Source organism: Sphingomonas rustica (assembly GCF_039652585.1).
Lineage (GTDB): Bacteria > Pseudomonadota > Alphaproteobacteria > Sphingomonadales > Sphingomonadaceae > Sphingomonas > Sphingomonas rustica.
In genome coordinates this window covers 216139-239318 of the sequence record NZ_JBDIZK010000004.1, presented here as the reverse complement: position 1 = coordinate 239318, position 23180 = coordinate 216139, and the positions used below count along the sequence as shown (strand labels likewise).

Genomic DNA, 23180 nt, shown 5'->3' with positions numbered 1-23180 from the left:
GGTCAGGCCTCAGCGGAAATTGTCGGAATAGGCCTGGAGCTTGAGTTTGCGCTCGGGTGCCGGGATCACGTGGAACGCGATGCCCTCGCGCTCGGCATAGCCCTGCGCCGCCTCCAGCGTCGGGAAGCTCATGCGCAGCTGCGACGCGGTGTCGCCCGATCCGGCCCAGCCGGTCAGCGGATCGGCCTGCTGCTGTTCGCGCGGCTCGAACTCGAGGATCCAGCTGTCGGTTCGCGCGCGGCCGGACTGCATGGCGTTCTTGGGCTTCTGATAGATGCGTGCGGTCTTGATCATGGCGCGAATCCCTTAGCGCTGTCGGGACGCTCTTGCATCCGCATTTTTGGTGCGCAGCGTCGCCGACGCCGCGGCCGGATCGTCGGGCCAGGGATGTCGCGGATAGCGGCCGCGCATTTCCTTGGCGACCGCGCTCCAGCTGCCCGCCCAGAAGCCGGGCAGGTCGCGCGTCGTCTGGATCGGCCGGCCGGCCGGCGAGGTGAGGCTGAGCACCAGCGGCGTCGTTCCCACCACCGGATGCTCGGCCAGCCCGAACAGCGCCTGGACGCGCAACTCTACGCGCGGGCCACCCTCGGCGGCATAATCGATCTCGTGGCTCGATCCCGCCGGGCTCTCGAACCGCGCCGGGGCGATCCGGTCCAGCGTCTTCTGCCCGTCCCAGCCCAACCGGTTCTGCAGCGCCTGGGTGAGCGCGCCTGATTCGACCGCGTCGAACCGCCGCTTGCCCGCCAGCGCCGGCGGCAGCCACTCGTCCAGCTCGGCGATCAGTGCCTCGTCCGCCAGCTCGGCCATGCCGGCATAGCCCGCGCGGGCGCGAAGTGCGGCGGCCGTGCCGGACCAGGGCAGCAGAGCCAGCCCATGGCGTCGCACCGCCTCCAGAAGCGCCGATTCGATCTCGCGCGGATCGGCCGCGCTGTCGGGGCCCGAGGACAGGCGGATCGCGCCCAGCCGCCGCTCGCGCAGCGCTTCGACCCGATTCGTCGCCGGATCGAACCGGACCGATCGCCGCGTCTCGATCCGGTCGGCGAACAGCGATTCCACCGCATCCTGCTCGATCGCCGCTGCCGACAGGATCCGTGCCCCCGACGCCATGCCCTGCGTCTCGGCGACCGCCAGCCATTCCGCCCGCGCCAGGGGGGAGGTCGGATCCAGCCGGAATCCACGCCCGCCCGCCGATGCCCAGGTCTCGCCGCCGCCGTCGCGCCGCTTCGCGATCCGGTCGGGAAAGGCAAGCGCGATACAGGTCGCGACGTCGCCCGGTGCCGAACCCGCATCGCCCGCATTCCGCACCAGTTTCGTCCAGCGCTGCGCCAGCCGCCGTCCATTCTCGGCGCGCGGGCCGCGCTCGCTGCGCCAGCGCCGCAGCCGCAATTCCAGATCGGCATCGGTCCCGCCAAGGCCGCGCTCGCCCAGCAACACCGCCACATCCGCAGCGGTCCGAGCCAGTCCGATCTCGCCCGCGCGCACCAGCATATGGCCGAGCCGCGGCGGCAGCGGCAGCCGCGCGATCGCCTTGCCATGTGCGGTCGGCCGTCCGTCGCCATCGATCGCATCGAGCGAGGCCAGGCGCTGCCGCGCCTCGCTGATCGCCGCGTCGGGCGGCGTATCGAGCCAGCGCAGCGTCCGCGGGTCGCTGACGCCCCACAGCGCGCAGTCGAGCGTCAGCGCCGACAGGTCTGCCTCCAGGATTTCGGGCGGATCGAACCGCGGCAGGCCGGCGGTCGCCGCCGCTTCCCATAGCCGATAGGCGACACCCGGTGCCTGGCGCCCGGCGCGACCGGCGCGCTGCGTGACCGCCGCCTGGCTGGCGCGCTCGGTCACCAGCCGGGTCATCCCCGCGGCCCGGTCATAGCGCGGTCGCCGCGCCAGCCCCGAATCGACCACGATGCGGATCCCGTCCAGCGTCAGGCTGGTCTCCGCGATCGAGGTGGCGAGCACCAGCTTGCGCGCACCGCCGCGCTCGGGCGCGATCGCCGCACGCTGCGCGGCGGGGTCCAGCGATCCGTGAAGCCGGTGCAGCACGATGTCGGGGCCAAGGTCGCCCAGCCGGTCGGCGGTCCGCTCGATCTCGGCGACGCCGGGCAGGAAGGCGAGCAGCCCGCCTTCCGCCTCGCGCAATGCCTGGCGGATCGCGCCCGCCATCGAGTCCTCGATCCGAGCCTCCGCCGCGCGGCCGATATGCCGCAATTCCAGCGGATGGCCGCGCCCTTCGCTCTCGATCACCGGCGCATCGCCCATCAGTGCGGAAAAGCGCGCACCGTCCAGCGTCGCCGACATCGGCACCAGCCTCAGGTCGGGGCGCAGCGCCTCCTGCGCGTCGAGTGCCAGTGCCAGTCCGAAATCGCTGTCGAGGCTGCGCTCATGCACCTCGTCGAACAGCACCGCCGCAACCCCCGACAGCTCGGGATCGGCCTGGATGCGGTTCACGAAAATGCCTTCGGTGACCACCGTCACCCGCGTCTCGGACGACCGCTTGCTGTCCATCCGCGTGGCATAGCCGAACGTCCGGCCGACGGCTTCGCCGGCCAGGCTCGCCATCCGCTCGGCAGCCGCCCGTGCGGCAAGCCGACGCGGGGACAGCAACAGGATCTCGCGCCCCTCGACCCACGGCTCGGCCAGCAGGGCAGGGGCAACCGCCGTCGTCTTGCCCGCACCGGGCGGCGCGACCAGCACGGCACTGGCGCGCACGCGAAGGGCGGCGAGCAGGTCGGGCAGGACGGCGTGGATCGGCAGGGTCATGGGCGACGCGCCTTCTACGCATCGCCCGCCCGCGCGTCACCTGCCGCGACGCGGCTTCGGTCAGCCGGCTTCGGGTGCCGCCTTGCCCGCCGGTCGGGACGCCGCCTTGGCCTGGGGCGCCGCCCCCTGCACCAGCGACTCGATCGTCGATCCGTCGAAGCCCAGTTCGCGCATGAGTCCGTCGATCACCGGGGCCTGGGCACGATAGCGCAGTGCCGCCGCGACCGCCGCGCTGGCAAGATTCTCGTCCCCGCCAGAGCCGCCGCCAGCGCCTGCTCCCGCGCCGCCGTCGCCGCCACGGCCCGTGATGCCGTCGACCTGGACGATCTTGATCGAATCGATCGCCTCCAGCGGCTTCGCCGATTCGCGCACCAGGTCGGGCAGGACCTTGAGCAATGCGAGCTTGGTCTGCAGCGAGACCTGGTCGGACGACAGCAGGTTGGCGGCCTCGTTCACCGCACGCTGGCCCGCCGCCTCGACCTCGAAGCGGACGCGGTCCGCGTCCGAACGCAGCTTGGCGGCTTCCGCCTCGCCCTCGGCCTGGACGCGCGCCGCCTCGGCGCGATCGGCCGCTGCCTGCTTCTCGGCCTCGGCCTGGACGCGGATGCCGATCGCGGCGCGCTCCGCCTCGCGGGCGGCATCGATCAGCTCGATTCGCTTGGCGCGCTCGGCGATCTCCGCCTCCCGCGCGGTGGCGACCTGTTCCTCGGCGACCACGGCTTCGGCGCGAGCCTTGTCGGCCTCGGCGCGCGCCTGGCTTTCCTCGCGGCTCTTGTTCTGGACGGCGATCTGCTGCTCCTGCCGGGCGAGCGCCAGCGCCTGGTCCTGCGCGATCCCCGCTTCCTGCACCGCACGATCGGCCTCGATCTGCTGTGAATCGACCAGCTTCTTCGCCTCGATCCGCGCCTGGTCGGACTCCTGCTGGCGCAGCGCCTGTTCGCGCGCGACCTCGGCCGCCTGGCCGGCGCGGCGCATCTCGACCTCGCGCTCCTGCTCCAGCCGCGCGAACTCGGTGTCGCGGCCGATCAGGAAGGACTGGCGCTGCGCCTCCAGATTCTTGGTCTCGATCTGGACGCGGGTGTCCTGCTCGATGTCGTTGCGCGCCTTCTTGCGCAGCTCGATCTGCTCGGTCAGCTTGGTCAGGCCCTCGGCGTCGAACGCGTTGTTGGCGTTGAAATGCTCGATCGACGTCTGGTCGAGGCCGGTCAGCGATACCGATTCGAGCTCGAGGCCGTTCATCGCCAGATCGACCGACGAGACCTGCTGCACCTTCTGGACGAATTCGCTGCGCTGCTCGTGCAGCTGCGCCATCGTCATGCCCGCCGCGACCGACCGCAGCGCGTCGACGAACTTGCCCTCGACCAGTTCCTTCAGCGCTTCGGGGTTCATCGTGCGCAGGCCCAGCGTCTGCGCCGCGATCGCGATCGAGGGGCCGTCGGGCTTCACCCGGACATAGAATTCCGCCTTCACGTCGATGCGCAGCCGGTCGAGCGTGATCAGCGCGTCGGCATTCTTGCGCTCCACCGCCAGGCGGACCGTGTTCATGTTGACCGGCATCGTCTCGTGGAAGATCGGCAGCACCAGCGCGCCGCCATTCATCACCACCTTCTCGCCGCCCAGGCCGGTGCGGACGAAGCCGATCTCCTTCGATGCGCGCTTGTACAGCCGCGCGACGATCAGCCCCAGCACGATCAGCAGGATCAGCGACGTTCCACCAATCACCAGATAGGGGATCAGGGACGGGGCTTCCTGGACGGCGGGTACGCTCAAATCATGTCTCCTTGCTTGTGTGTTCGGTCTTAAAGTCGGGGCAGGTAATGGTCGCCGCGCGACACCGCGCGGAACACCGGTCCTTCGTGGCGGACCAGCAGGATGGCCTCGCCTTCCTCGAGGACCTGGTCCGCCTCGTTCGGCTCGACCATCACGAAATGCGCCTGGCCGTGGTGATCGACCACGCGTGCACGCGCCGGCGACCCCGCGCTGGCGCGGCCGGTGACGATCGTCGCGCCATTGCCCACCAGTTCCTCGGTCGAGATGGCGGTGCTGTGGTCGCGCGGCATGACCCGCGCCAGCAGGTTCGCGGCCACCCCGGTGACGGGCAGCGCCGCGCCCAGCGCAGCGGGTACGGCGATCCAGGGGTCGATCAGATGTCCCAGCATGTCGGTCGACAGTTGCTGGCCGAGCAGGCCGATGATCCCGAACGATGCCAGGAACAGCGCGACCAGCATCAGGAAAGGAATTCTGCCGAAGCCGAGCCAGCCGAGCAGGTCGGTATCCGCATCCAGATCGAAATCGGCATCGCCGCCCAGGCCCAGCAACTGGACCAGTCCGATCAGCACCATGAGAAGAATCGCCGAGACGAAGGCGATGTTCTCCGATGCCAATGCGAAAGCCAAAGGTTCCTCCCCGATTCGGATTTAGTCTAGGGAGTGATTTGCCGGTTCCCTAGCGAAAAACGGTCGTCGCACGGGTCAGAGGCGCATTTGGCCGCTCGTGAAAGCCGGTGCGACTCCCGCTACAGGCGTTCGGCGGAACTGACGCAGTCGGCCGCGCGCAGGGCGGCGAGCAGCTTCATCAGATGGGCTGCGTTGCGCACCTCGACATCGATCGTGTTGGTGTGGAAAGTCGTGTCGCGACCGTCCATCTTCAGGCCCAGGATGTTCGCCTTCTGCTGGCCGATCAGCGTCGCGACCGAACCCAGCGCGCCCGGTTCGTTCTTCAGCGTGACAGCGATCTCGGCGACGCCGCCCTCGGCCTTGTCGCCCCAGGTCAGGTCGACCCAGTCCTGATCGTCGGTATGCGCCAGCCCGGGGCAGTCGATCCGGTGCACCTCGATCGGCTCGTTCGCGCGCCGCACGCCGACGATCCGGTCGCCCGGCACCGGCGCGCAATCCTCCGACAGGGTAAAGGCGACGCCGGGGGTCAGCCCCTTGATGTCGATCGCATGCGCCTGGGGCGGCGGTTCGTCGGTGTCGAGCCCGTTGGTCGATCCCGGCATGATCGCTTCCATCACCTGCGCGTCGGTCAGCTTGCGCCGCGCGATCGCTTCCATCAGCGCCGCCTCGTCGCTCAGCTTCAGCCGCTTCAGCGCGTCGCGCATCGCCGCTTCGCCGGCGCGCGCCGGCAGGCGGCCGACGATCTCGTCATACAGCTTGTGGCCCAGCGCGATCGTCTCCTCGCGCTCCTTGTGGCGGATATGGCGGCGGATCGCCGCGCGCGCCTTGCCGGTGATCGCGAAGTTCAGCCAATTGGCCTGGGGCTGCTGCGCCTTGGACCGCAGGATCTGGACCTGGTCGCCCTGCTCGATCTCGGTGCGCAGCGGCACGACGCGGCCGTTCACCTTCGCGCCGACCGCCTGGTCGCCGATATTCGAATGCACCGCATAGGCGAAGTCGATCGGCGTCGATCCCTTGGGCAGCTGGATCAGCTCGCCCTGGGGCGTGAAGGCGAAGATCCGGTCCTGGTACATTGCCATGCGCGTATGCTCGAGCAGCTCCTCGGCGCTTTCGGCATGTTCCAGGATCTCGACCAGGTCGCGGATCCAGCTGACCTGCGTGTCGGGGCGGACATTGTCCTGCTTGTAGGCCCAGTGCGCCGCCAGGCCGAACTCGGCCTGGGCGTGCATCGGCTGGGTGCGGATCTGGATCTCGACGCGGGTATCGCCGGCATGCATGATCGTCGTGTGCAGCGATCGATAGCCGTTGCGCTTCGGCGTCGAGATGTAATCCTTGAACCGGCCCGGCACCATCGGCCAGCGGCGATGGATGATGCCCAGCGTGCGATAGCATTCCTCCTCGGACCCGACGATCGCGCGGAATGCCATGATGTCGCTCAGCTGTTCGAGGCTGACATGGCGCTCGGACATCTTCTTCCAGATCGAATAGGGATGCTTCTCCCGCCCCGTCACTTCGGACTCGACGCCGCCGCGCGACAGCAGCAGCTTCAGCCCCGACGAGATCTTCGCGATCCGGTCCTCGCCTTCCACCTTGAAGCTCGCGAGCCGCTTGGTGATCGATTCATAGGCTTCGGGCTCGAGTTCGCGAAAGGCGAGCGTCTGCATCTCCTTCATGAACTCGTACATGCCGATCCGCTCGGCGAGCGGGGCATAGATGTCCATCGTCTCGCGCGCGATGCGGCGGCGCTTCTCCTCGTTCTTGATGAAGTGGAGCGTCCGCATGTTGTGCAGCCGGTCCGCCAGCTTCACCAGCAGGACGCGGATATCGTCCGACATCGCCAGCAGGAACTTGCGCAGATTCTCGGCGGCGCGCTCGCTCTCACTCTGCGCCTCGATCTTCGACAGCTTGGTCACGCCGTCGACCATCCGCGCGACATTCTCGCCGAACAGCCGCTTGATCTCCTCGGGCGTGGCGACCGTATCCTCGATCGTATCGTGCAGGATCGCGGTGGCGATCGTCTCGTCGTCGAGATGCAGGTCGGTCAGGATGCCGGCCACCTCGATCGGGTGGCTGAAATAGGGATCGCCCGAGGCGCGCTTCTGCGTACCATGGGCGTTGACCGAGAACACATAGGCGCGGTTGAGCAGGGCCTCATCGGCCTCGGGATCGTAGCTCAGGACCCGATCGACAAGTTCATATTGACGCAGCACGACCGCTAGATGGCGTGCATGTGCGCTGCTTTGCAATAAATTCGTGTAAATTTACGACGATGCTGTGCGCTTTACGCAACACGGGCCCGCGCTCCGGTGAGGAGGGCGGGCCCGTTTCGGACAGCGAGACGCGGCCGCGCTTACTTGGCGCGGGCGTTGCACTTGTCCAGCGACGCGGCGTCGAACGCCTCGCCCTTGACGGCGAAGGACGCCAGCTTGCCGACTTCGCGGGCGACCAGTTCGCACATGATCGCGTCACGCGCCGTCGCCTTGGGCGCGATGCAGGTCGTTTCGGTGCAGCGCCAGATCGTGCTGCGCGTCACGACGCTCGATTTGGCGGGTGCCGCCTCGGCGGTGGCGGTGTAATAGGCGCCGCCCGGCGTCTGGGCGATGCCGGCTGCGGGGGTGAGCGCCAGCGTAGCCGCGGCTGCTGCCGCAACGGCGAGGAAACGGGTCATGAGTGCCTCCTGGGGAATTTCCGGTGCAACCGCGTTGCGGCCCGATTGCTAACTGACCTCAATGTAAGTTGCAAGCAGAAACTTTTGCTGCAATGCAACGAGTTATGCCATTTCCGTCGCTGATGGAAATGGGTTAGGGTCCGTCATGGCGTTGATCGGACTGCGAGAAGACCTGGCTGCGGAATGCAGCCTTCCCGCCGCGCTCGAGGCGATGGGGGAACGCTGGTCGTTCCTGATCCTGCGCGCGTCGTTCAACGGGTTGCGCCATTTCGAGGAATATCAGTCGACGCTGGGCATCGCCCGCAACATCCTGGCCAACCGGCTGGCGCGGCTGGTCGGGCACGGCATCCTGCAACGCGTTCCCTGTCCCGACGACCGGCGCAAGATCGAATATCGCCTGACCGACAAGGGCTATGCGCTGCTGCCGACGATGGTCGCGCTGCGCCAATGGGGCGAGCGCTGGGAAACCGGCGTCCCCGCCAGCCCGATCCTGGTCGATCAGCGCGACATGAAGCCGATTCGCGCGGTCAAGGTGCTCGCCCATGACGGGCGGGAACTGGAAAAGACCGATCTGTGCTGGGCGCTGGCCGAAGATGTGGTGTGGGACGCGGAGGCCAGGGCCGCGGAATAAGGCGACGCTTCGCTTCACGAAGCGCGCAACGGGGGGGAGCGATGACGTCATCTGGCACGGCTGCGCCATCGCGGCATGACGCTCGTCCCCGGCGGTCCCGCGCGATGACCTGGGTCCGCCGGGTCTTTGTCGTCCTTGCCCTTCTCCTGCTCCTCATCGGTATCGCGCTCGCGACCTGGGAACCGCTGCTGGCCGAGCGCATGACGCCGCCGCCGGCGCACCGCTATGATGTCGAGATCGTCCGCGACGATTTCGGCGTTCCGCACATCTTCGGCGCGACCGATCCCGACGTCGCCTACGGCATTGCCTATGCCCATGCCGAGGACGATTTCGCGACCCTGCAGGAGGTGCTGGCGATGACCCGCGGGCGGCTGGGCGCGATCAGCGGCGCGGAGGGTGCGAAGACCGATTATGTCGTCCACCTGCTGAACGCGCGCGCCACCGTGGCTCGCGACTATGCCGCCCAGCCGGCCGATGTCCGTGCGCTGCTCGATGGCTATGCCTCCGGGCTCAACCGTTACGCCGACACGCATCCGGACGAAGTTCGCCTTGCCAGGCTGTTCCCGGTCAACGGCCAGGACATCGCCACGGGATTCGTCGTGCGCTCGCCCTTCTTCTTCGGGCTCGACGCCGTGCTGGGCTCGATCTCGGGCGACAAGCCGCTGCCGGTCGAGCGCGCCGGGCCGCTCGATGCGCCCAACGTCACCCCGCTGGGCGCCGAGCCGGGGCAGGCGGGATCGAACGCGTTCCTCGTCGCGCCCCGGCGCTCGCCCGACGGCGCGACCCGGATGGTCTCCAACTCGCACCAGCCCTGGCGCGGCGGCGCGGCGTGGTACGAACTGGTCGTCCATTCGAAGACCGGATGGGATTTCGCGGGCGCCACCTTTCCTGGCGCGCCCTATCCGCTACTGGGCCACAACCGCACGCTCGGCTGGACCAACACCGTCAACCGCCCCGACCTGATCGACGTCTACCGGCTGGTGCTGAACGATTCCGGCGACGCTTATCGCTATGACGGCCAGTGGCGACCGATCGAGACGCGCACCGTGTGGCTGCCGGTCAAGCTGTGGGGGCCGTTCACCCTTCCGATCCGGCGCAGCGTCGAACGGGCGGTGCAGGGGCCGGTGATGCGCAATGCCTCGGGCGCCTATGCGATCCGCTATGGCGGCGCCGACCAGCTGCGCATGGTCGAGCAATATTATCGGCTGACCAAGGCGCGCGACTTCGCCGAATGGCAGCGGGCAATGGCGATCCAGGGCGTGCCCGGCACCAATTTCCTCTATGCCGACCGTGCCGGCACCATCGCCTATTTCTACAATGCCGCCTTTCCCAACCGGAAACCCGGCTTCGACTATGCCGGGGTGCTGCCGGGCGACACCTCGCGCGCCTATGCGCCGGGGACCGTCCCCTGGGCGATGGTGCCGCGCAACATCAATCCCGGCTCGGGCTTCCTCCAGAACGCCAACAACTCGCCCTATCAGGCGGCGGGGCAGGGGTTCGAGATCCCGGCGCAGCCGCCCCTGCTCGGCGTCGAGACCGACACCACCAATCGCGGCACCCGCGCGCTCGAACTGCTCGCCGCCACCCCGTCGATCGGCGAGGCGGAACTGGAGCGCATCAAATATGACAGCGGCGTCGCGCGCGACAGCTATCTCGGCCGCTGGTACCGCGATCTGATGGCGGTCGATCCCGGGGGCGATCCGCTGTTGCGCCGCGCGCACGACCTGCTGGCGCGCTGGGACTGGAATTATGACGGCAAGGGACCGGCCGACAGCCTGGCCTATTCGATCCTGCGGGTGCCCAATCGCTGGCACTACGAACGACAGCCAAGGCCCGACCCCCGTACCGTGCTGGCCGAAGCCGCAGGCTATCTCCAGCGTCATTTCGGCCGGCTTGACCTGCCGCTGGGCGAGTTCATCCGCCTGCGCCAAGGCACTGTCGATCTGCCGCTGGACGGCGGGCCCGACGCGCTTCGCGCCGCCACCAGCTATGACGAGCTGCCCGACGGCCGGCTGGCGATCCGCCATGGCGACAGCTTCATCATGTTCGTCACCTGGGACCGGAACGGGCGGGTCAGCTCACGATCGATCCAGCCCTTCGGTTCGGCGACCACCCGGCCGGATTCGAAACATTATACCGATCAGGCGCGGATGTTCGTCGAACATCGGCTGAAGCCGGTCCGGTTCGATCCGCCGCAGCTGCGCGGGCACACCGAACGGCGCTACCGCCCCTGATTCCGCGCAGGCGGGCGCTATTTGGTGCCCGCCGGCTTCTTCGCGCGGGGCTGGCCAGGCGCGAAGCGCTCGCCATATTCATTGCCCTCGTACCAGCGCGGCGCATCCTTGCCGTCGGCGATCTCGCGGGCGATCAGATAGTTGATCTTCGCGAACTTGGCGCCCGCCTGCCAGTTGAACGACAGCGTCACCTGGTCGCTGACCTTGTGATAATGGGTCGACAGGAACGACTTGAACGCTTCCTGCCCGCCATTGGCCCAGCCGGTGACCAGGAACACCGAGGGCACGCCCGCCTGGACGAAGCTGTAATGGTCCGACCGGACGAACAGATTCTCCTCGGGCATCGGATCGGGCGACAGCTTGACCCCCATCTTCGCGCCGGCGCGCTCGACGATCGGCCCCAGTGTCGAATGCTCGGCGCCGAACGCGACCACATCGGTGAAGTCGTACAGCAGCACCGGCATGTCCAGATTGACGTCGGCCACGACCTTGCCCGACCCGACGACCGGATAGCGGGCGAGATATTCGGATCCCAGCAGCCCCTTCTCCTCCGCGGTCAGCGCAACGAACAGCAGCGACCGCTTCGGCCGCTGGCCGCTCTCGGAAAAGGCGCGCGCAACCTCCAGCATGGTCGCCACGCCCGCGGCATTGTCCATCGCGCCATTGTAGATCTTGTCGGGGCCGGGCAGCGACGGATCGACGCCCTCATGGTCGAGATGCGCCGACAGCACGACATATTCGGCGGCCAGGGCCGGATCCGACCCCGGCAGGATCGCCATGACGTTCGGGCTGCGGATCATCCGTACCTTGCTGGTGCGCTCGGTCACCACTTTTGCCTGCAGCGCGAACCCCTTGGGCCGCTGGCCGGCGGCGGCGGATGCGAAGACCTGCTCGGCGCTTTGCGGCGCGCCGGCGAACAATTCGGTCGCCACGGCAGGCTTCACATAGCTGTTGATCGCGATTCCCGTATCGACGCCGCCGGGCGCGCCATTGGGGCCCAGCCAGCGGATTTGCGACGCCATCATATGCTCCGCTACCTCGCTCCACGAGATCCGGTTCATGTCGGACGGCGACAGCAGATAGAGGACGCCCAGCGCGCCGCGCGCGCCGGCATTCCTGTCCTTGTCCTCGCCTTCCGCTGCCTCCGCCTCCGCGCCCTTCAGGCCAGAGGGACGGCCGAGCAGCACTGCGACGAACTTGCCCTTCACGTCCAGCCCGGCATAGTCGGCTTCAAGCCCGTAGCCCGCGAAGACCACGCCCCCCTCCAGCCGCTGCGCCGTGGTACCGTAGCGCGGCGACGCGCCCATGATCGCATCCTCGCCATTGGCGAAGCGTTTCGTGCCGACAGTCAGCGATGCCGGCGCGGCGGGGTCGAGCGAATATTCCGACAGCGGCACCGGCTGATACCAGTCGCCATTCGGTCCTGCGGGCTTCAGTCCCAGCGCTTCGAAGCGGGTCGCGACATAGCGCGCCGCAATGTCATAGCCGCGCGTGCCGGCATCGCGCCCCTCCAGCAGGTCGTCGGCGAGGAAGGTGACATGCGCCTTGACCGCTTCGGCCGAGAAGGTCGGTTCGCCGGTCTGCGGCGCGACCTGTGCCATGGCGGGCGACGCGAGTGCGAACGAGGCGGCGGCAAGAAGCAGGCGGATGCGCATCGGATGAGGATTCCCGGTCAGGCGTGGCGAGCGGACGCTAATGGATCGGCTGCACCACATAAAGAGCCGCTCGCATCCGGTTACTGTTTCAGTTGCAGCCGACCGGTCCCGCGTTATGCTCGGCTCATCCACCATCCGGTGACACGAGGTTCCATTATGAAATCGTTCCTGACCTACTGCGGCGCTGCCTCCTGCGCGCTCGCGGTCGGTGCTTCGCCGGCGCTCGCGCAGCAGGCATCTGCGGCGCGTGCCGCCGCTCCCGCTGCCAAGCCGGCTCCGGTCTCCGAAATCGCCAAGGCGATCGACATTCCCTATGAGGAATTCAAGCTCCAGAACGGCCTGCGGGTGATCGTCCATACCGATCGCAAGGCCCCCGTGGTCGCCGTCTCGGTCTGGTATGATGTCGGCTCCAAGCATGAGCCCAAGGGCAAGACCGGGTTCGCCCATCTGTTCGAGCATCTGATGTTCAACGGATCGGAAAACGCCCCGGGCGACTTCTTCAAGCCGCTGCGCGACGTCGGTGCGACCGATTTCAACGGCACCACCCATTTCGACCGCACCAATTATTTCGAGACGGTCCCGGCGCCCGCGCTCGAGCGTGCGCTGTATCTGGAAAGCGACCGCATGGGCTATCTGCTCGGTGCGATCGACCAGGGCGTGCTCGACGAGCAGCGTGGCGTCGTCCAGAACGAGAAGCGCCAGGGCGACAACCAGCCCTATGGCCTGGCCTTCTACAGCCTGCTGAAGGGCGTATTCCCGGCCGATCAGCCCTATAGCCATTCGCCGATCGGCTCGATGGCCGATCTCGATGCCGCCAGCCTCGAGGACGTCAAGAACTGGTTCCGCTCGCATTACGGCCCGAACAATTCGGTGCTGGTGCTGGCAGGGGACATCGACGCGAAGACCGCCCGTCCGCTGGTCGAGAAATATTTCGGCCGGATCGCCGCAGGTCCCGAAGGCCACCTGCCCAGGATCACCGTCCAGCCGCTCGCCGCGGCGAAGGCGGAGGTGATGAAGGACCGGGTGGCCACGACGCGCATCTATCGCGCCTGGCCGATGCCCGGCCTGAACGATCCCGATTCGGTGCCGCTCGACGTCTTCGGCGGCGTCCTGGGCGGGCTGTCCTCGTCGCGGCTCGACAATGCGCTGGTCCGCAAGGAGAAGCTGGCGGTCAGCGTGAGCGCCAGTTCGATGGCCTTTTCCCAGGGCGGCGTCTTCCTGATGGTGGTCGATGTCGCGCCCGGCGTGGATCCGGCAGTCGCCGGCAGGCGGGCGGACGAGATCATGGCGGACCTGCTCAAGAACGGTCCGACCGCGGACGAAGTCACGCGCGTCGCGACCAACAGCATTTCGGGCCGCCTCTCGGGCCTCGAATCCGTCGGCGGGTTCGGCGGCAAGGCGGTGACGCTCGCCTCGGGCGCGCTCTATTCGGACGATCCGGCCTTCTACAAGAAGCAGCTTCAGCGGCTTGCCACCGTCACCCCGGCGCAGGTCCGCGACGCCGGCACCCGCTGGCTGGCCAAGCCCGCCTATTCGCTGACGATCGAGCCGGGCGCACGCGAAGGCTATGAGGAAGCCAAGGCGCCGGTCGCCACGGCCGCCGCCGCGACCCCTGCCGCGGCTGGCGCAGCGCAGACCACACCTGTCGCACGCAGCGAAGAGCCGATGAACACCCGCGCCGAGAAGATGCCCGAGGTCGGCACGATCGGCGATCTCGACTTCCCGAAGATCGAGCGGGCCAGGCTCTCCAACGGCATCGAGCTGGTCTATGCCCAGCGCACCGCCGTGCCGATCACCCAGGTCGTCATGAGCTTCGACGCCGGCCAGGTCGCCGATCCCGCCGACAAGCTTGGGCTTCAGTCGCTCGCTTTGTCGGTGATGGACGAAGGGACCACCAGCCTCGACTCGATCCAGATCGCCGAGGCGAAGGAGCGGCTGGGCGCGCGGATCAGCACCGGCAATTCGGCCGACCGCACCTATGTCTCGCTGTTCGCGCCCAGCCCGAATCTGGGCGGCTCGCTCGACCTGCTGGCCGATGTCGTCCAGCGCCCGGCGTTCGCGCCGGCGGAGATCGAGCGGGTGCGCGGCCAGTTGCTGGCCGGCATCCAGCAGGAACTGGCCAGCCCGCAGGGCATGGCGCAGCGCAAGGTTCCGGCGGTGCTCTACGGCAATTCGCCCTATGCCAAGCTGGCGGCGGGCAGCGGCGATCCGGCGGCGGTCAAGACGCTGACCCGCGCCGATCTGGCCGGATTCCACCAGGCATGGATCCGCCCCGACAAGGCGAAGGTCTTCATCGTGTCGGACCGCCCGCTGGCCGAGGTTCGCTCGGCATTGGAGGCGCGGTTCGGCAAATGGGCAGGCACCGGCACCCCGGGCGTGAAGGCGTTCGATGCGGCGCCCGTCCAGTCTGCGCCGAAGATCGTCCTGCTCGACCGGCCGCAGTCGCCCCAGTCGATCATCGTCGGCGGCCAGATCACCTCGTTGCCGCCGACCGGCGACCTGCTCAATGCGCTGACCGCGAACGAGGTGCTGGGCTCGGGCTTCCTGTCGCGGATCAACATGAACCTGCGCGAGGACAAGCACTGGTCCTATGGCGTGCGCGGCGGCTTCAACCGCCTCGAACATGCCGTGCCCTATGTGATCTCGGCCCCCGTCCAGGCGGACAAGACCGGCGCCTCGATCCAGGAGCTGCGCAAGGACGTGCGCGAGTTCCTGACCAGCAAGGGGATCACCCAGGTCGAGTTCGACCGCACCATCAACGGCGAGACGCGCGAGCTTCCCGGCACGTTCGAGACCTCGACTGCAGTGCTCGGCGCGATGCAGAGCAACGACTTGTACAAGCGGCCGGACGATTATTACGACACGATCGCCGCGCGCTACCGCGCGATGAAGATCGCCGATCTCGATAGCGCCGCGCGCGGGGCACTCGATCCCGACAAGTTCGTTTGGGTAGTGGTCGGCGATGCGGCGGTGGTCAAGCCACAGCTCGAATCGCTCGGCCTTCCGATCGAAGTCGTGCCGGCCGCAACGCCGGCCCCCGCAGCCGCCGCCAAGCCGGCAGCGAAGTGAACACACAAGGAGAGACGAACATGGCAAATGTGGATGGCAGCTGGGATACGCTGGTGAAGTCGCCCCTGGGCGACCAGAAGGCGACCTTGAACATCACCAGCAACGGCGACACCTTCAACGGCACCTATTCGGGCGCGATGGGCAATGCCGAGGTCAAGGACGGCAAGGTCGATGGCGACAAGCTGACCTGGAAGCTCGACATCAGCGTGCCGATGCCGATGACCCTGAATGCCGAGGCGACGGTCGACGGCGACGCGATGACCGGCACCGTCACCGCGGGTGCGTTCGGCGCCTTCCCGCTGACCGGGACCCGCGTCGGCTGAACCCGGCCACACGCAACGAGAAAGGGCCCGCTTTCCTGGCGAAAGCGGGCCCTTTTTCATGCGGATCGAGCCGTAGCGGTCAGCGCCGCAATCGGGTGACATGCCCCATCTTACGCCCAGGGCGCGACTCGCGCTTGCCGTACAGGTGGAGATGCGCGCCCGGCTCGGCCAGGAATTCGGGCCAGCGATCGACATCGGCGCCGATCAGATTCTCCATCTCGGCCTTCTTCGCGGTCAGCTCGGTCGAGCCGAGCGGCAGGCCGCAGATCGCGCGGACATGGTTCTCGAACTGCGACGTCTCGGCGCCCTCGATCGTCCAGTGGCCGCTGTTATGGACTCGCGGCGCCATCTCGTTGAACACCGGTCCATCGGCGGTCGCGAAGAATTCCAGCGTCAGAACACCGACATATTCAGTTGCATCTGCAACCTTTTTTGCCAGCTCGAACGCCTCTTCCGCCTGCTCCGCGATCTCGCGGGGCGCCGGAACGCGCGACAGGTCGAGGATGCCTTCCTTGTGCAGGTTCCACGGTGCCGCCCAGGTCGCCACCTCGCCGTCCGGTCCGCGCGCGATCAGGATCGAGAATTCGTGGCTGAACTCGACGAACCCTTCGAGAATCGACGGCGCGCCCTTCACCGCTTCCCACGCCTCCGCCGCCTGATCGGCTGCGTTCAGGCGGACCTGGCCCTTGCCGTCATAGCCCATCGAGACCGTCTTCAGGATCGACGGCGTGCCGATTTCGGCGATCGCCGCTTCCAGCTCTGCCAGGCTGTTCACTGCTGCGAACGGCGCCGTCCGCCCGCCAAGCTCGCGCACGAAATTCTTCTCGCTGGTGCGGACCTGCGCGATCTCCAGCGCCTTCACGCCGGGGCGGATCGGAACCCGGTCGGCGATCGCCGCCAGCGCCGCGAGGGGGACGTTCTCGAACTCGTAGGTCACGACGTCGCAGGTCCGCGCAAAGGCGATCAGCTCGTCCTGCTCGAGATAGCCGGCGCGGGTGAACGCCGAGGCGATGTCGTTGGCCGGCCCGCTTTCGGGCGCGAAGACATGGATGCGATAGCCGAGCTGCGCCGCGGCGACGCCCAGCATGCGGCCGAGCTGGCCGCCGCCCAGGATACCGATGGTCGCGCCGGGAGGGATCGTGGTCATTCGGGGTCCGCCGCCACGCCGTCGGTCTGCTTCGCGCGCCACGCCTGGAGCCGCCCGGACAGTTCGGCATCGCCGGTCGCGAGGATCGCCGCGGCCAGCAGGCCGGCATTGGCCGCGCCCGCCTTGCCGATCGCCAACGTGCCGACCGGGATGCCGGCCGGCATCTGCACGATCGAGAGCAGGCTATCCATGCCCTTCAGCGCCTTGGATTCGACCGGCACGCCCAGCACCGGGAGATGGGTCATCGAAGCGGCCATGCCCGGCAGGTGCGCCGCGCCGCCCGCGCCGGCGATGATCACCTTCAGCCCGCGCCCGGCGGCCGAGGCGGCATAGTCGTAGAGCCGCTGCGGCGTACGATGCGCCGAAACCACCTTGGTCTCGTGCGCCACGCCCAGCTCGGCGAGGCGATCGGCGGCATGGCGCATCGTCTCCCAATCGGACGTGCTGCCCATGATGATGCCGACAACCGGGTTCGTCATTCCTGTTCCCCTGACGGAAACGCCGTCCCTAGAAGGCGACGGCGCGTCCTTCAACCATGGTCGCCGCGCTCAGCGCTCGCTCAGATAATAGCGATCGGTCGCATTCAGATCCGCGTCGAGTTCGTAGACGATCGGCTGGCCGGTCGGGATCTCGAGGCTGGCGATCTCGTCGTCCGAAATGCCCGACAGATGCTTGACCAGCGCGCGCAGCGAATTGCCGTGCGCCGAAATCAGCACCCGCTTGCCCGACTTCAGCTCCGGCGCGATCCGCTCTTCCCAATAGGGCAGCACGCGATCGATCGTGTTCTTCAGGCTCTCGGTCTGCGGGATCGGCACGCCGCGATAGCGCAGGTCCTTGGCCAGGTCCCAGGGCGAGCCTTCCTCGGGCAGCGGCGGCGGGATGTCGAAGCTGCGGCGCCAGATCTTGACCTGTTCGTCGCCATGCCTGGCGGCGGTCTCCGCCTTGTCGAGGCCGGTCAGGCCGCCATAATGCCGCTCGTTGAGCTTCCAGCTCTTCTCGGTCGGCAGCCACAGCCGGCCCATCGCCTCCAGCGCCAGGTTGAGCGTCTTGATCGCGCGCGACTGGAAGCTGGTGAAGGTCAGGTCGAAGTCATGACCCTTTTCCCGCAGCATCTCGCCCGCAGCCCAGGCCTCCTTCACGCCCTGCTCGGTCAGATCGACGTCCCACCAGCCGGTGAAGCGGTTCTCGAGGTTCCAGGCCGACTGGCCGTGGCGGATCAGGACGAGCGTGGGCATGCGGGTCTCCGGTGACGATGTAAGCGCCGCTAGCCCGATGCGGCCTCTGATGGAAGGCGCTTACGGATCGAATTCGAGATACTGTGTCTCCAAGACCTTGCGTCCGAAGACGTCTTCTGCCGGTTTGAAGGACACCTTCGACTGCAAATACTGGCACACGGCACGATCGGTTTCATCGCTGCCCAGCGAACGAAGAATTCGACAGCGGATCTTGCCGTCGGGACCGAGAACAGCCGCAACGACGCCGTTCTCGGACACTGTGCCGGCCGCTGCTGCGGCAAGCAGCGCCTCCCTTCCACCCTGTATAGCGGCAGGAGTTCCGCTTGGTCTGCTTGGGAGTTCATGACGGGCCATTCCATGGCTCCAGCGAACCAGGATTCTCAACTGGAGCAGCTTGTCGTCTGGAAGGTTCGGCGCAATCGGCTCGTACCGCGCTGCCTTGGCGACGTTACAGGTTGCGGCGTCAAGTCGTCTGTCGCCACTGCTCTCGGTGACATGGCAATACCCCGCTCGCAACTGTCCATCTCCATCGGGGGAGGCTGATATCGTGATTACGACATTGCCACTGGGATTGTCTGTCGGCGAAGCCGCAGACCAGTCAGGATCGGATACGAGGCGAAGCGTTTGCTCGTACTTTCCGCGGGGCGGTGCACCGGGAGAAACCGTGGGGATCCCTCGCTCTTCCAGGACAAAGCTCACATACAAAGTGATGGATGACGCGACCGGCTTTCCCTCGGATGATAGTGCGTGACGAAATTTACCGCGCTCTCGCACGAGGCGGCACGCCGTTTGATTCAACGCCGGACTGGTGTCGTGCGTCATCAGCACACAGTCGGACACGCGTCCTCGATCGTCTGTCGAGACCCGGATCAGCATCGATCCCGTTTCGCCTGCTCGTTTCGCCTCAGCGGGGTAATCATCGTTTGTGACCCAGGTCTTCCGATCGCCGAGAATGGAAACCGGACGAAGAAGGTCCGGATCTGCGCCGATGGGTGCCTCGCCGATAATAATCAATTCGTGCCGCGACTGGGCCATGGCAGCGCCCGGTATCAGTGGGGCGCCAATCACCAGTGAGGCGAGCACATGCGAATACCGTAACAGGCCCATAATTTCCCCCTCAAGCCAACCGAATGGACATTGGCCCCGCCCCAGGGCCATGATGGACGATCAATCTTTTCGACGAGTTTCGAACGTTCGTACAGGGCCTGGAGGCACCGTACACCAGCAAATCCGCGAGGTTCCAACGCCAGGGCGTCCCCCGCTAATATCGAACAGAGAATGTGTTCGGGACCTTGCGGCCGAAAATATCCTCGCCCGGCGTGAAGCGAATCTTCGATCGCAGAGATGCGCAGGTCGCGCGATCGATCGCGTCACTTCCCAGCGTTTCCGTAATCCGACAGGTTATCTGGCCGTCGATGCCCAGCGTGACCAGCACATCGCCTGGCTCCGCCTGCGGGCTAGGCCGAACCTCCGCCCGCAACGCCTCATATCCCCCTTCTATGGCCGCGTTTAGCGGGGCCGATCGGATGGGCAGCCGATGCCGCGCCTTCCGGCGGTCCCACCGAACCAGCATGTCTATCCACCGACCGAAATATGGCGAAGGACCGGCATCGGTCGGCTCGTACCTCGCCATTTTGGCCGCTTCGCAGGTCGCTTGGTCCAAGGCGGCGTCTCCGCTGCTCTCATATACCTTGCAAAATCGCCGTTCCGGGCTCCCCGGCGTGGCGGCATCGATGGACATCGCGAGAACGGCCTCCCCGTCTGACTTTCCCGAAGGGGGGCGAGTCGGCCAATTCGGTTTCGAAACGAGTCTAAGAGTGGACCCGCGATAAGGCGGCGTCGTCGGGGGTGGCGGCATCGGGGCAAGGCGGTCCCCCGGTGAGAAACTGAAGTACACGTCCACATCGACATAAGACGGTGTCGGCTCACCGGCCGACGACAGAGCGTGCCGAAAGCGACCGCGCCGCTGCACGAGGCGGCATGCGGCTTCGACGAAGCGGGCGCTCGTACTGCCCTCCAGTCCAATACAGTCGGACACCTGGCCTTGCGTATCGATCGAAGCCCGAATGTATGCCCGTCCAACCTCCGCGGCGGCCCTCGCCTCGAACGGGTAATCGTCATTGATCGCCCAGTTTTTCCCGTCGCCGATCGCCGAAGCGATACGCAATAGATCCGGGCGATCCTCACTGGGGCCAATTTCGATGGAGATATAGCCAGTCGGTATCTGAGCGGACGCGGCGGCAGGGATCAGCGCTGCGCCCCCCGTCAGAAATGCAAGCAGATGCGAATAGCGAAGCAGCCCCATGGTCCCCCCGACCCAGCGTTCCGGACGATCGCCCGGTATCATAGTCTACTCGATGGACGTTCAGATCTCGTCGATGAAGCCGGCCAGCGTATCGAGGCAGGCATGGGCCAGCGTCTTGCAGCGTGCCGGGGACCAGGCAAATTCGGGATCGGCGTTGGTCTGATGATCCTTGAATGGCATCTCCAGCGTCATCGACACCGCGCCGAAGCGCTCGGCCAGCTGGTTGGTCGACATGGCGAGGTTGGCGGTGCCGGGAGCCGACTTGTCATAGCCCAGTTCCAGCTGGAAATCGGGCGTCGCCGCGGCCAGGCGGCGACCGAACTCGTAGAATTTCTCGCCGAACGCATCGGTCCAGCTGGGAATGCCTTCATAGCCGGCCAGGAAATTGGCCGGGATCGCCTCGTCGCCGTGGATGTCCATCGCGAAGTCGACGCCGGTCTCGTCCATCCGGTTGCGGACCAGCAGGACCTCGGGGCTCTTCTCCATCGTAGGCGTGTGCCATTCGCGGTTGAGGTTGATGCCGGCCGCATTGGTGCGCAGATGGCCGCGGCGCGACCCGTCCGGGTTCATGTTCGGGATCAGGTGGAACGTCGCCCTGGCGCGCAGCGCCTGCGCCGTTGCGTCGTCGGCGTCGGTCAGCTTCTCCAGCGCACCTTCCATCCACCATTCGGCCATCGATTCGCCGGGATGCTGGCGGGCATAGAGCCAGACCTGCTTCGGCCCGTCGCCGACCGAGAGATAGTCGATCGGCTGACCGTCCAGCGTCTGGCCGAGCTCGCGGTGGCTGACGCCGGGCTGCAGCGCGATACGGCTGACCAGGTCGTGGTGCCGCTCCATCGAATAGGGGGCGAAATAGGCGAACCAGACGAGATCGCTCTCGATCTTCTGGGTGAAGCTCAGGACGCCATCGGCATAATCGCCCGAATCGGCCACGCGCCACGCCTCGCGGTCGGCGCTCCACCGTGCCTTGTAGCCCGGCCAGCCGAACGCATAGGCCGCAGTCGCCGCATTCACGATCCGGAAGGTCAGCGTGCGGCCTTTCGCGCCGGCGACGCGAAAATGGAACCATTGATAGAAATCGGACAGATGGTCCTTGACGATCTCGAGGTCGACGCGGTCTCCCTCGATACCGATCAGGCGGATGTTGCCGCTGTCGAACGCGGCGTTGATCTGGATGCTCATTTCACCGTGATAGTGATGCCGCTTTCGCCGGGGAAGCCCTTGAACAGGGCTCCGGCCAGCCGCTGCGCCGTCGCGCCCGGCTGAGTCGAGGGGGCGTTGCCCAGGGTCTCGGTCGTCGCGCGGCCTTCCCAGACCACGGTGTTGTCGCTGCGCCGCTTGAGCTGGACGCGCAACTCGGTCGCAACCATCTCGTCGGCACGGCCGCCACCGACCGGCAGGCTCACCCCGCCGCCCAGACCCACGCCACCGCCACCGCCGCCGGTGAAGCCGCCGCCGCCGACCCCGATCGAGACCGGCGAACGCCGGCGGACATAGCCGCGCGAGGTCCGCAGGAACGATACGGCCGCGATATAGTCCGACGGCGCGCCCGCGACCGGCGAATAGCCCAGCCGCGCCAGTTCAGCGCGAACCGCATCGGCATAGGTCATGAATTCGGGGCTGACGCTGGCCGCATTGGTGGTCATCGGCTCGATCGCCACGCTGGCGGTCGCGATCGGCTGGCCGAGATGGTAGCGCGTTGCCTCCACCGGGCCGAGGCTGGGGCCGGCCATGCATCCCGACAGCAGGACAGCAGTGCCAAGAGTTGCGATGCCGAGCCTCACGCGCATAGTCTTTCCTCTCGAACGCGGCCGCCTTCGGGCCGCCGACCGGACGCCACCGTCCACCGCGTTCCAACACGAGTCACGCCGAATCGGTTCCGTAACGGATTTGCGAGGGCACGCACCTTGACTTCGCGGGCACCCGACTATAGGCGAGCCCCTCTTTCCGGCATTCCCAATCAATCGAGAAGCGAATCGGTCATGAAGATCGTGAATTCATTGAAGTCGCTCAAGGATCGTCACCGCGAGAACCGCGTGATCCGTCGTCGCGGCCGTATCTACGTCATCAACAAGACCAATCGTCGGTTCAAGGCCCGCCAGGGCTGATCCGGGTGGGAGCGCCGTCTGCCGTCATCTTCGATGTCGGCAACGTCCTCTATCACTGGGAACCGCGACGTCTCTTCGAGCGCCTGATCGATGACGATCGGGCGCTCGACGCGTTTCTGGACGAAGTCGTCACCAAGGCGTGGCACTTCCAGCACGATGCCGGTCGGCCCTTCGCCGAGACCAGCGCCGAGCTTGCCTCGTTGCACCCTCAGCATGCCGATCTGATCGCGCTGTGGGGCCCCGAATTCAACCAGACGCTGCCGGGCCCGATCGAGGGCATGCCCGAGATCGTGGCCGATCTCGATGCGCGCGGCGTGCCGATCTATGGCATCACCAATTTCTCGGGCGAGTTCTGGCCGCCGTTCCGCGACCGCGAGGCGGCGCTGTTCGACCGGTTCCGCGACATCGTCGTGTCGGGTGACGAGGGCCTGGTGAAGCCCGACCCGGCGATCTACGCGCTGGCGCTGAAGCGATTCGGCCTGGCCGGTCCCGATGCGGTCTTCGTCGATGACGTGCCGGCGAATGTGGAGGCGGCCGCCGCGGCCGGCATCCACGCCCTGTTGTTCACCGACGCACCCTCGTTCCGCGCGGAACTGGAGCGGCTGGGGCTGCTCTGATCGAATCGCCCCGGCATGCGGGCGGCACCGTCTTTCGA

At 67.0% G+C, this 23180-nt stretch carries 20 protein-coding genes; 6 read left to right on the top strand and 14 right to left on the bottom strand.

Annotation, left to right across the window (positions count from 1 at the left end; translation table 11 throughout):
- Positions 1-9: 9 nt before the first annotated feature.
- The 6 genes from TPR58_RS08845 to TPR58_RS08820 all read right to left on the bottom strand — a co-directional run bounded on the left by TPR58_RS08845 (position 10) and on the right by TPR58_RS08820 (position 7818).
- On the bottom strand, positions 10-291 hold the full coding sequence (locus TPR58_RS08845; RefSeq protein ID WP_346246384.1) for an ETC complex I subunit: 282 nt from the start codon (positions 289-291) through the stop codon (positions 10-12).
- Between the two features lie 15 nt (positions 292-306).
- Positions 307-2754, bottom strand: coding sequence for an ATP-dependent helicase HrpB (gene hrpB / locus TPR58_RS08840; RefSeq protein ID WP_346246272.1), 2448 nt, complete (start codon positions 2752-2754; stop codon positions 307-309).
- A 60-nt stretch (positions 2755-2814) separates the two neighbouring features.
- The gene (locus TPR58_RS08835; protein WP_346246271.1) at positions 2815-4524 is read right to left on the bottom strand and encodes a flotillin family protein; all 1710 of its coding nucleotides are present in this window, start codon (positions 4522-4524) and stop codon (positions 2815-2817) included.
- Between the two features lie 29 nt (positions 4525-4553).
- The gene (locus TPR58_RS08830; protein WP_346246270.1) at positions 4554-5150 is read right to left on the bottom strand and encodes a YqiJ family protein; all 597 of its coding nucleotides are present in this window, start codon (positions 5148-5150) and stop codon (positions 4554-4556) included.
- A 119-nt stretch (positions 5151-5269) separates the two neighbouring features.
- Positions 5270-7360: a RelA/SpoT family protein gene (locus TPR58_RS08825; RefSeq protein WP_346246269.1), complete on the bottom strand. Its 2091-nt coding sequence runs from the start codon at positions 7358-7360 to the stop codon at positions 5270-5272.
- 140 nt (positions 7361-7500) lie between these two features.
- Positions 7501-7818 (bottom strand): CC_3452 family protein, encoded by a 318-nt coding sequence (locus tag TPR58_RS08820; RefSeq protein ID WP_346246268.1) that lies wholly within the window; start codon positions 7816-7818, stop codon positions 7501-7503.
- Positions 7819-7963: 145 nt separating this feature from the next.
- On the opposite strand from TPR58_RS08820, the gene TPR58_RS08815 reads away from it, so the two are divergent.
- Positions 7964-8449 carry a winged helix-turn-helix transcriptional regulator gene (locus tag TPR58_RS08815; RefSeq protein WP_346246267.1) on the top strand — a complete coding sequence of 162 codons (486 nt, stop codon included), beginning with the start codon at positions 7964-7966 and terminating at the stop codon, positions 8447-8449.
- A 104-nt stretch (positions 8450-8553) separates the two neighbouring features.
- Positions 8554-10683 carry a penicillin acylase family protein gene (locus tag TPR58_RS08810; RefSeq protein ID WP_346246266.1) on the top strand — a complete coding sequence of 710 codons (2130 nt, stop codon included), beginning with the start codon at positions 8554-8556 and terminating at the stop codon, positions 10681-10683.
- A gap of 17 nt (positions 10684-10700) precedes the next feature.
- Here TPR58_RS08810 and TPR58_RS08805 read toward each other — a convergent pair whose 3' ends face one another.
- Positions 10701-12338 (bottom strand): M20/M25/M40 family metallo-hydrolase, encoded by a 1638-nt coding sequence (locus TPR58_RS08805; protein WP_346246265.1) that lies wholly within the window; start codon positions 12336-12338, stop codon positions 10701-10703.
- Between the two features lie 156 nt (positions 12339-12494).
- On the opposite strand from TPR58_RS08805, the gene TPR58_RS08800 reads away from it, so the two are divergent.
- Both TPR58_RS08800 and TPR58_RS08795 read left to right on the top strand, forming a co-directional pair.
- Entirely contained in the window at positions 12495-15407 is a 2913-nt protein-coding gene (locus tag TPR58_RS08800; protein WP_346246264.1) for a M16 family metallopeptidase, read from the top strand.
- 20 nt (positions 15408-15427) lie between these two features.
- Positions 15428-15730, top strand: a complete 303-nt coding sequence (locus TPR58_RS08795) for a hypothetical protein (RefSeq protein WP_346246263.1) — start codon at positions 15428-15430, stop codon at positions 15728-15730.
- Between the two features lie 79 nt (positions 15731-15809).
- Here TPR58_RS08795 and TPR58_RS08790 read toward each other — a convergent pair whose 3' ends face one another.
- The 7 genes from TPR58_RS08790 to TPR58_RS08760 all read right to left on the bottom strand — a co-directional run bounded on the left by TPR58_RS08790 (position 15810) and on the right by TPR58_RS08760 (position 22207).
- Entirely contained in the window at positions 15810-16877 is a 1068-nt protein-coding gene (locus TPR58_RS08790) for a 5-(carboxyamino)imidazole ribonucleotide synthase (RefSeq protein WP_346246262.1), read from the bottom strand.
- Complete coding sequence (gene purE, locus TPR58_RS08785; protein ID WP_346246261.1) at positions 16874-17356, bottom strand: 5-(carboxyamino)imidazole ribonucleotide mutase; 483 nt, start codon at positions 17354-17356, stop codon at positions 16874-16876. Before purE ends, TPR58_RS08790 begins: the two co-directional genes overlap by 4 nt.
- Positions 17357-17425: 69 nt before the next feature.
- Complete coding sequence (gene gpmA, locus TPR58_RS08780; protein ID WP_346246260.1) at positions 17426-18112, bottom strand: 2,3-diphosphoglycerate-dependent phosphoglycerate mutase; 687 nt, start codon at positions 18110-18112, stop codon at positions 17426-17428.
- Between the two features lie 60 nt (positions 18113-18172).
- Positions 18173-19219 (bottom strand): TonB family protein, encoded by a 1047-nt coding sequence (locus TPR58_RS08775; protein WP_346246259.1) that lies wholly within the window; start codon positions 19217-19219, stop codon positions 18173-18175.
- A 154-nt stretch (positions 19220-19373) separates the two neighbouring features.
- On the bottom strand, positions 19374-20417 hold the full coding sequence (locus tag TPR58_RS08770; protein WP_346246258.1) for an energy transducer TonB: 1044 nt from the start codon (positions 20415-20417) through the stop codon (positions 19374-19376).
- A 60-nt stretch (positions 20418-20477) separates the two neighbouring features.
- On the bottom strand, positions 20478-21599 hold the full coding sequence (locus tag TPR58_RS08765; protein ID WP_346246257.1) for a M14 family metallopeptidase: 1122 nt from the start codon (positions 21597-21599) through the stop codon (positions 20478-20480).
- A complete protein-coding gene (locus TPR58_RS08760; protein ID WP_346246256.1) occupies positions 21596-22207 on the bottom strand; it encodes a DUF4136 domain-containing protein in 612 nt (203 codons plus the stop codon). Before TPR58_RS08760 ends, TPR58_RS08765 begins: the two co-directional genes overlap by 4 nt.
- 192 nt (positions 22208-22399) lie before the next feature.
- Between TPR58_RS08760 and ykgO the strand changes: the two genes are divergently transcribed.
- Complete coding sequence (gene ykgO / locus TPR58_RS08755; protein ID WP_110153591.1) at positions 22400-22525, top strand: type B 50S ribosomal protein L36; 126 nt, start codon at positions 22400-22402, stop codon at positions 22523-22525.
- 5 nt (positions 22526-22530) lie between these two features.
- Complete coding sequence (locus tag TPR58_RS08750; RefSeq protein ID WP_346246255.1) at positions 22531-23142, top strand: HAD family hydrolase; 612 nt, start codon at positions 22531-22533, stop codon at positions 23140-23142.
- Positions 23143-23180: the final 38 nt, after the last annotated feature.

Excerpts from the sequence above, each read along its gene's own strand:
- gpmA (WP_346246260.1), bottom strand. The coding sequence starts at position 18,112 with ATGCCCACGCTCGTCCTGATCCGCCACGGCCAGTCGGCCTGGAACCTC.
- ykgO (WP_110153591.1), top strand. The coding sequence starts at position 22,400 with ATGAAGATCGTGAATTCATTGAAGTCGCTCAAGGATCGTCACCGCGAG.
- TPR58_RS08820 (WP_346246268.1), bottom strand. The coding sequence starts at position 7,818 with ATGACCCGTTTCCTCGCCGTTGCGGCAGCAGCCGCGGCTACGCTGGCG.
- hrpB (WP_346246272.1), bottom strand. The coding sequence starts at position 2,754 with ATGACCCTGCCGATCCACGCCGTCCTGCCCGACCTGCTCGCCGCCCTT.
- TPR58_RS08790 (WP_346246262.1), bottom strand. The coding sequence starts at position 16,877 with ATGACCACGATCCCTCCCGGCGCGACCATCGGTATCCTGGGCGGCGGC.
- TPR58_RS08805 (WP_346246265.1), bottom strand. The coding sequence starts at position 12,338 with ATGCGCATCCGCCTGCTTCTTGCCGCCGCCTCGTTCGCACTCGCGTCG.
- TPR58_RS08815 (WP_346246267.1), top strand. The coding sequence starts at position 7,964 with ATGGCGTTGATCGGACTGCGAGAAGACCTGGCTGCGGAATGCAGCCTT.
- purE (WP_346246261.1), bottom strand. The coding sequence starts at position 17,356 with ATGACGAACCCGGTTGTCGGCATCATCATGGGCAGCACGTCCGATTGG.
- TPR58_RS08800 (WP_346246264.1), top strand. The coding sequence starts at position 12,495 with ATGAAATCGTTCCTGACCTACTGCGGCGCTGCCTCCTGCGCGCTCGCG.
- TPR58_RS08795 (WP_346246263.1), top strand. The coding sequence starts at position 15,428 with ATGGCAAATGTGGATGGCAGCTGGGATACGCTGGTGAAGTCGCCCCTG.
- TPR58_RS08775 (WP_346246259.1), bottom strand. The coding sequence starts at position 19,219 with ATGGGCCTGTTACGGTATTCGCATGTGCTCGCCTCACTGGTGATTGGC.
- TPR58_RS08760 (WP_346246256.1), bottom strand. The coding sequence starts at position 22,207 with ATGCGCGTGAGGCTCGGCATCGCAACTCTTGGCACTGCTGTCCTGCTG.
- TPR58_RS08770 (WP_346246258.1), bottom strand. The coding sequence starts at position 20,417 with ATGGGGCTGCTTCGCTATTCGCATCTGCTTGCATTTCTGACGGGGGGC.
- TPR58_RS08810 (WP_346246266.1), top strand. The coding sequence starts at position 8,554 with ATGACCTGGGTCCGCCGGGTCTTTGTCGTCCTTGCCCTTCTCCTGCTC.
- TPR58_RS08765 (WP_346246257.1), bottom strand. The coding sequence starts at position 21,599 with ATGAGCATCCAGATCAACGCCGCGTTCGACAGCGGCAACATCCGCCTG.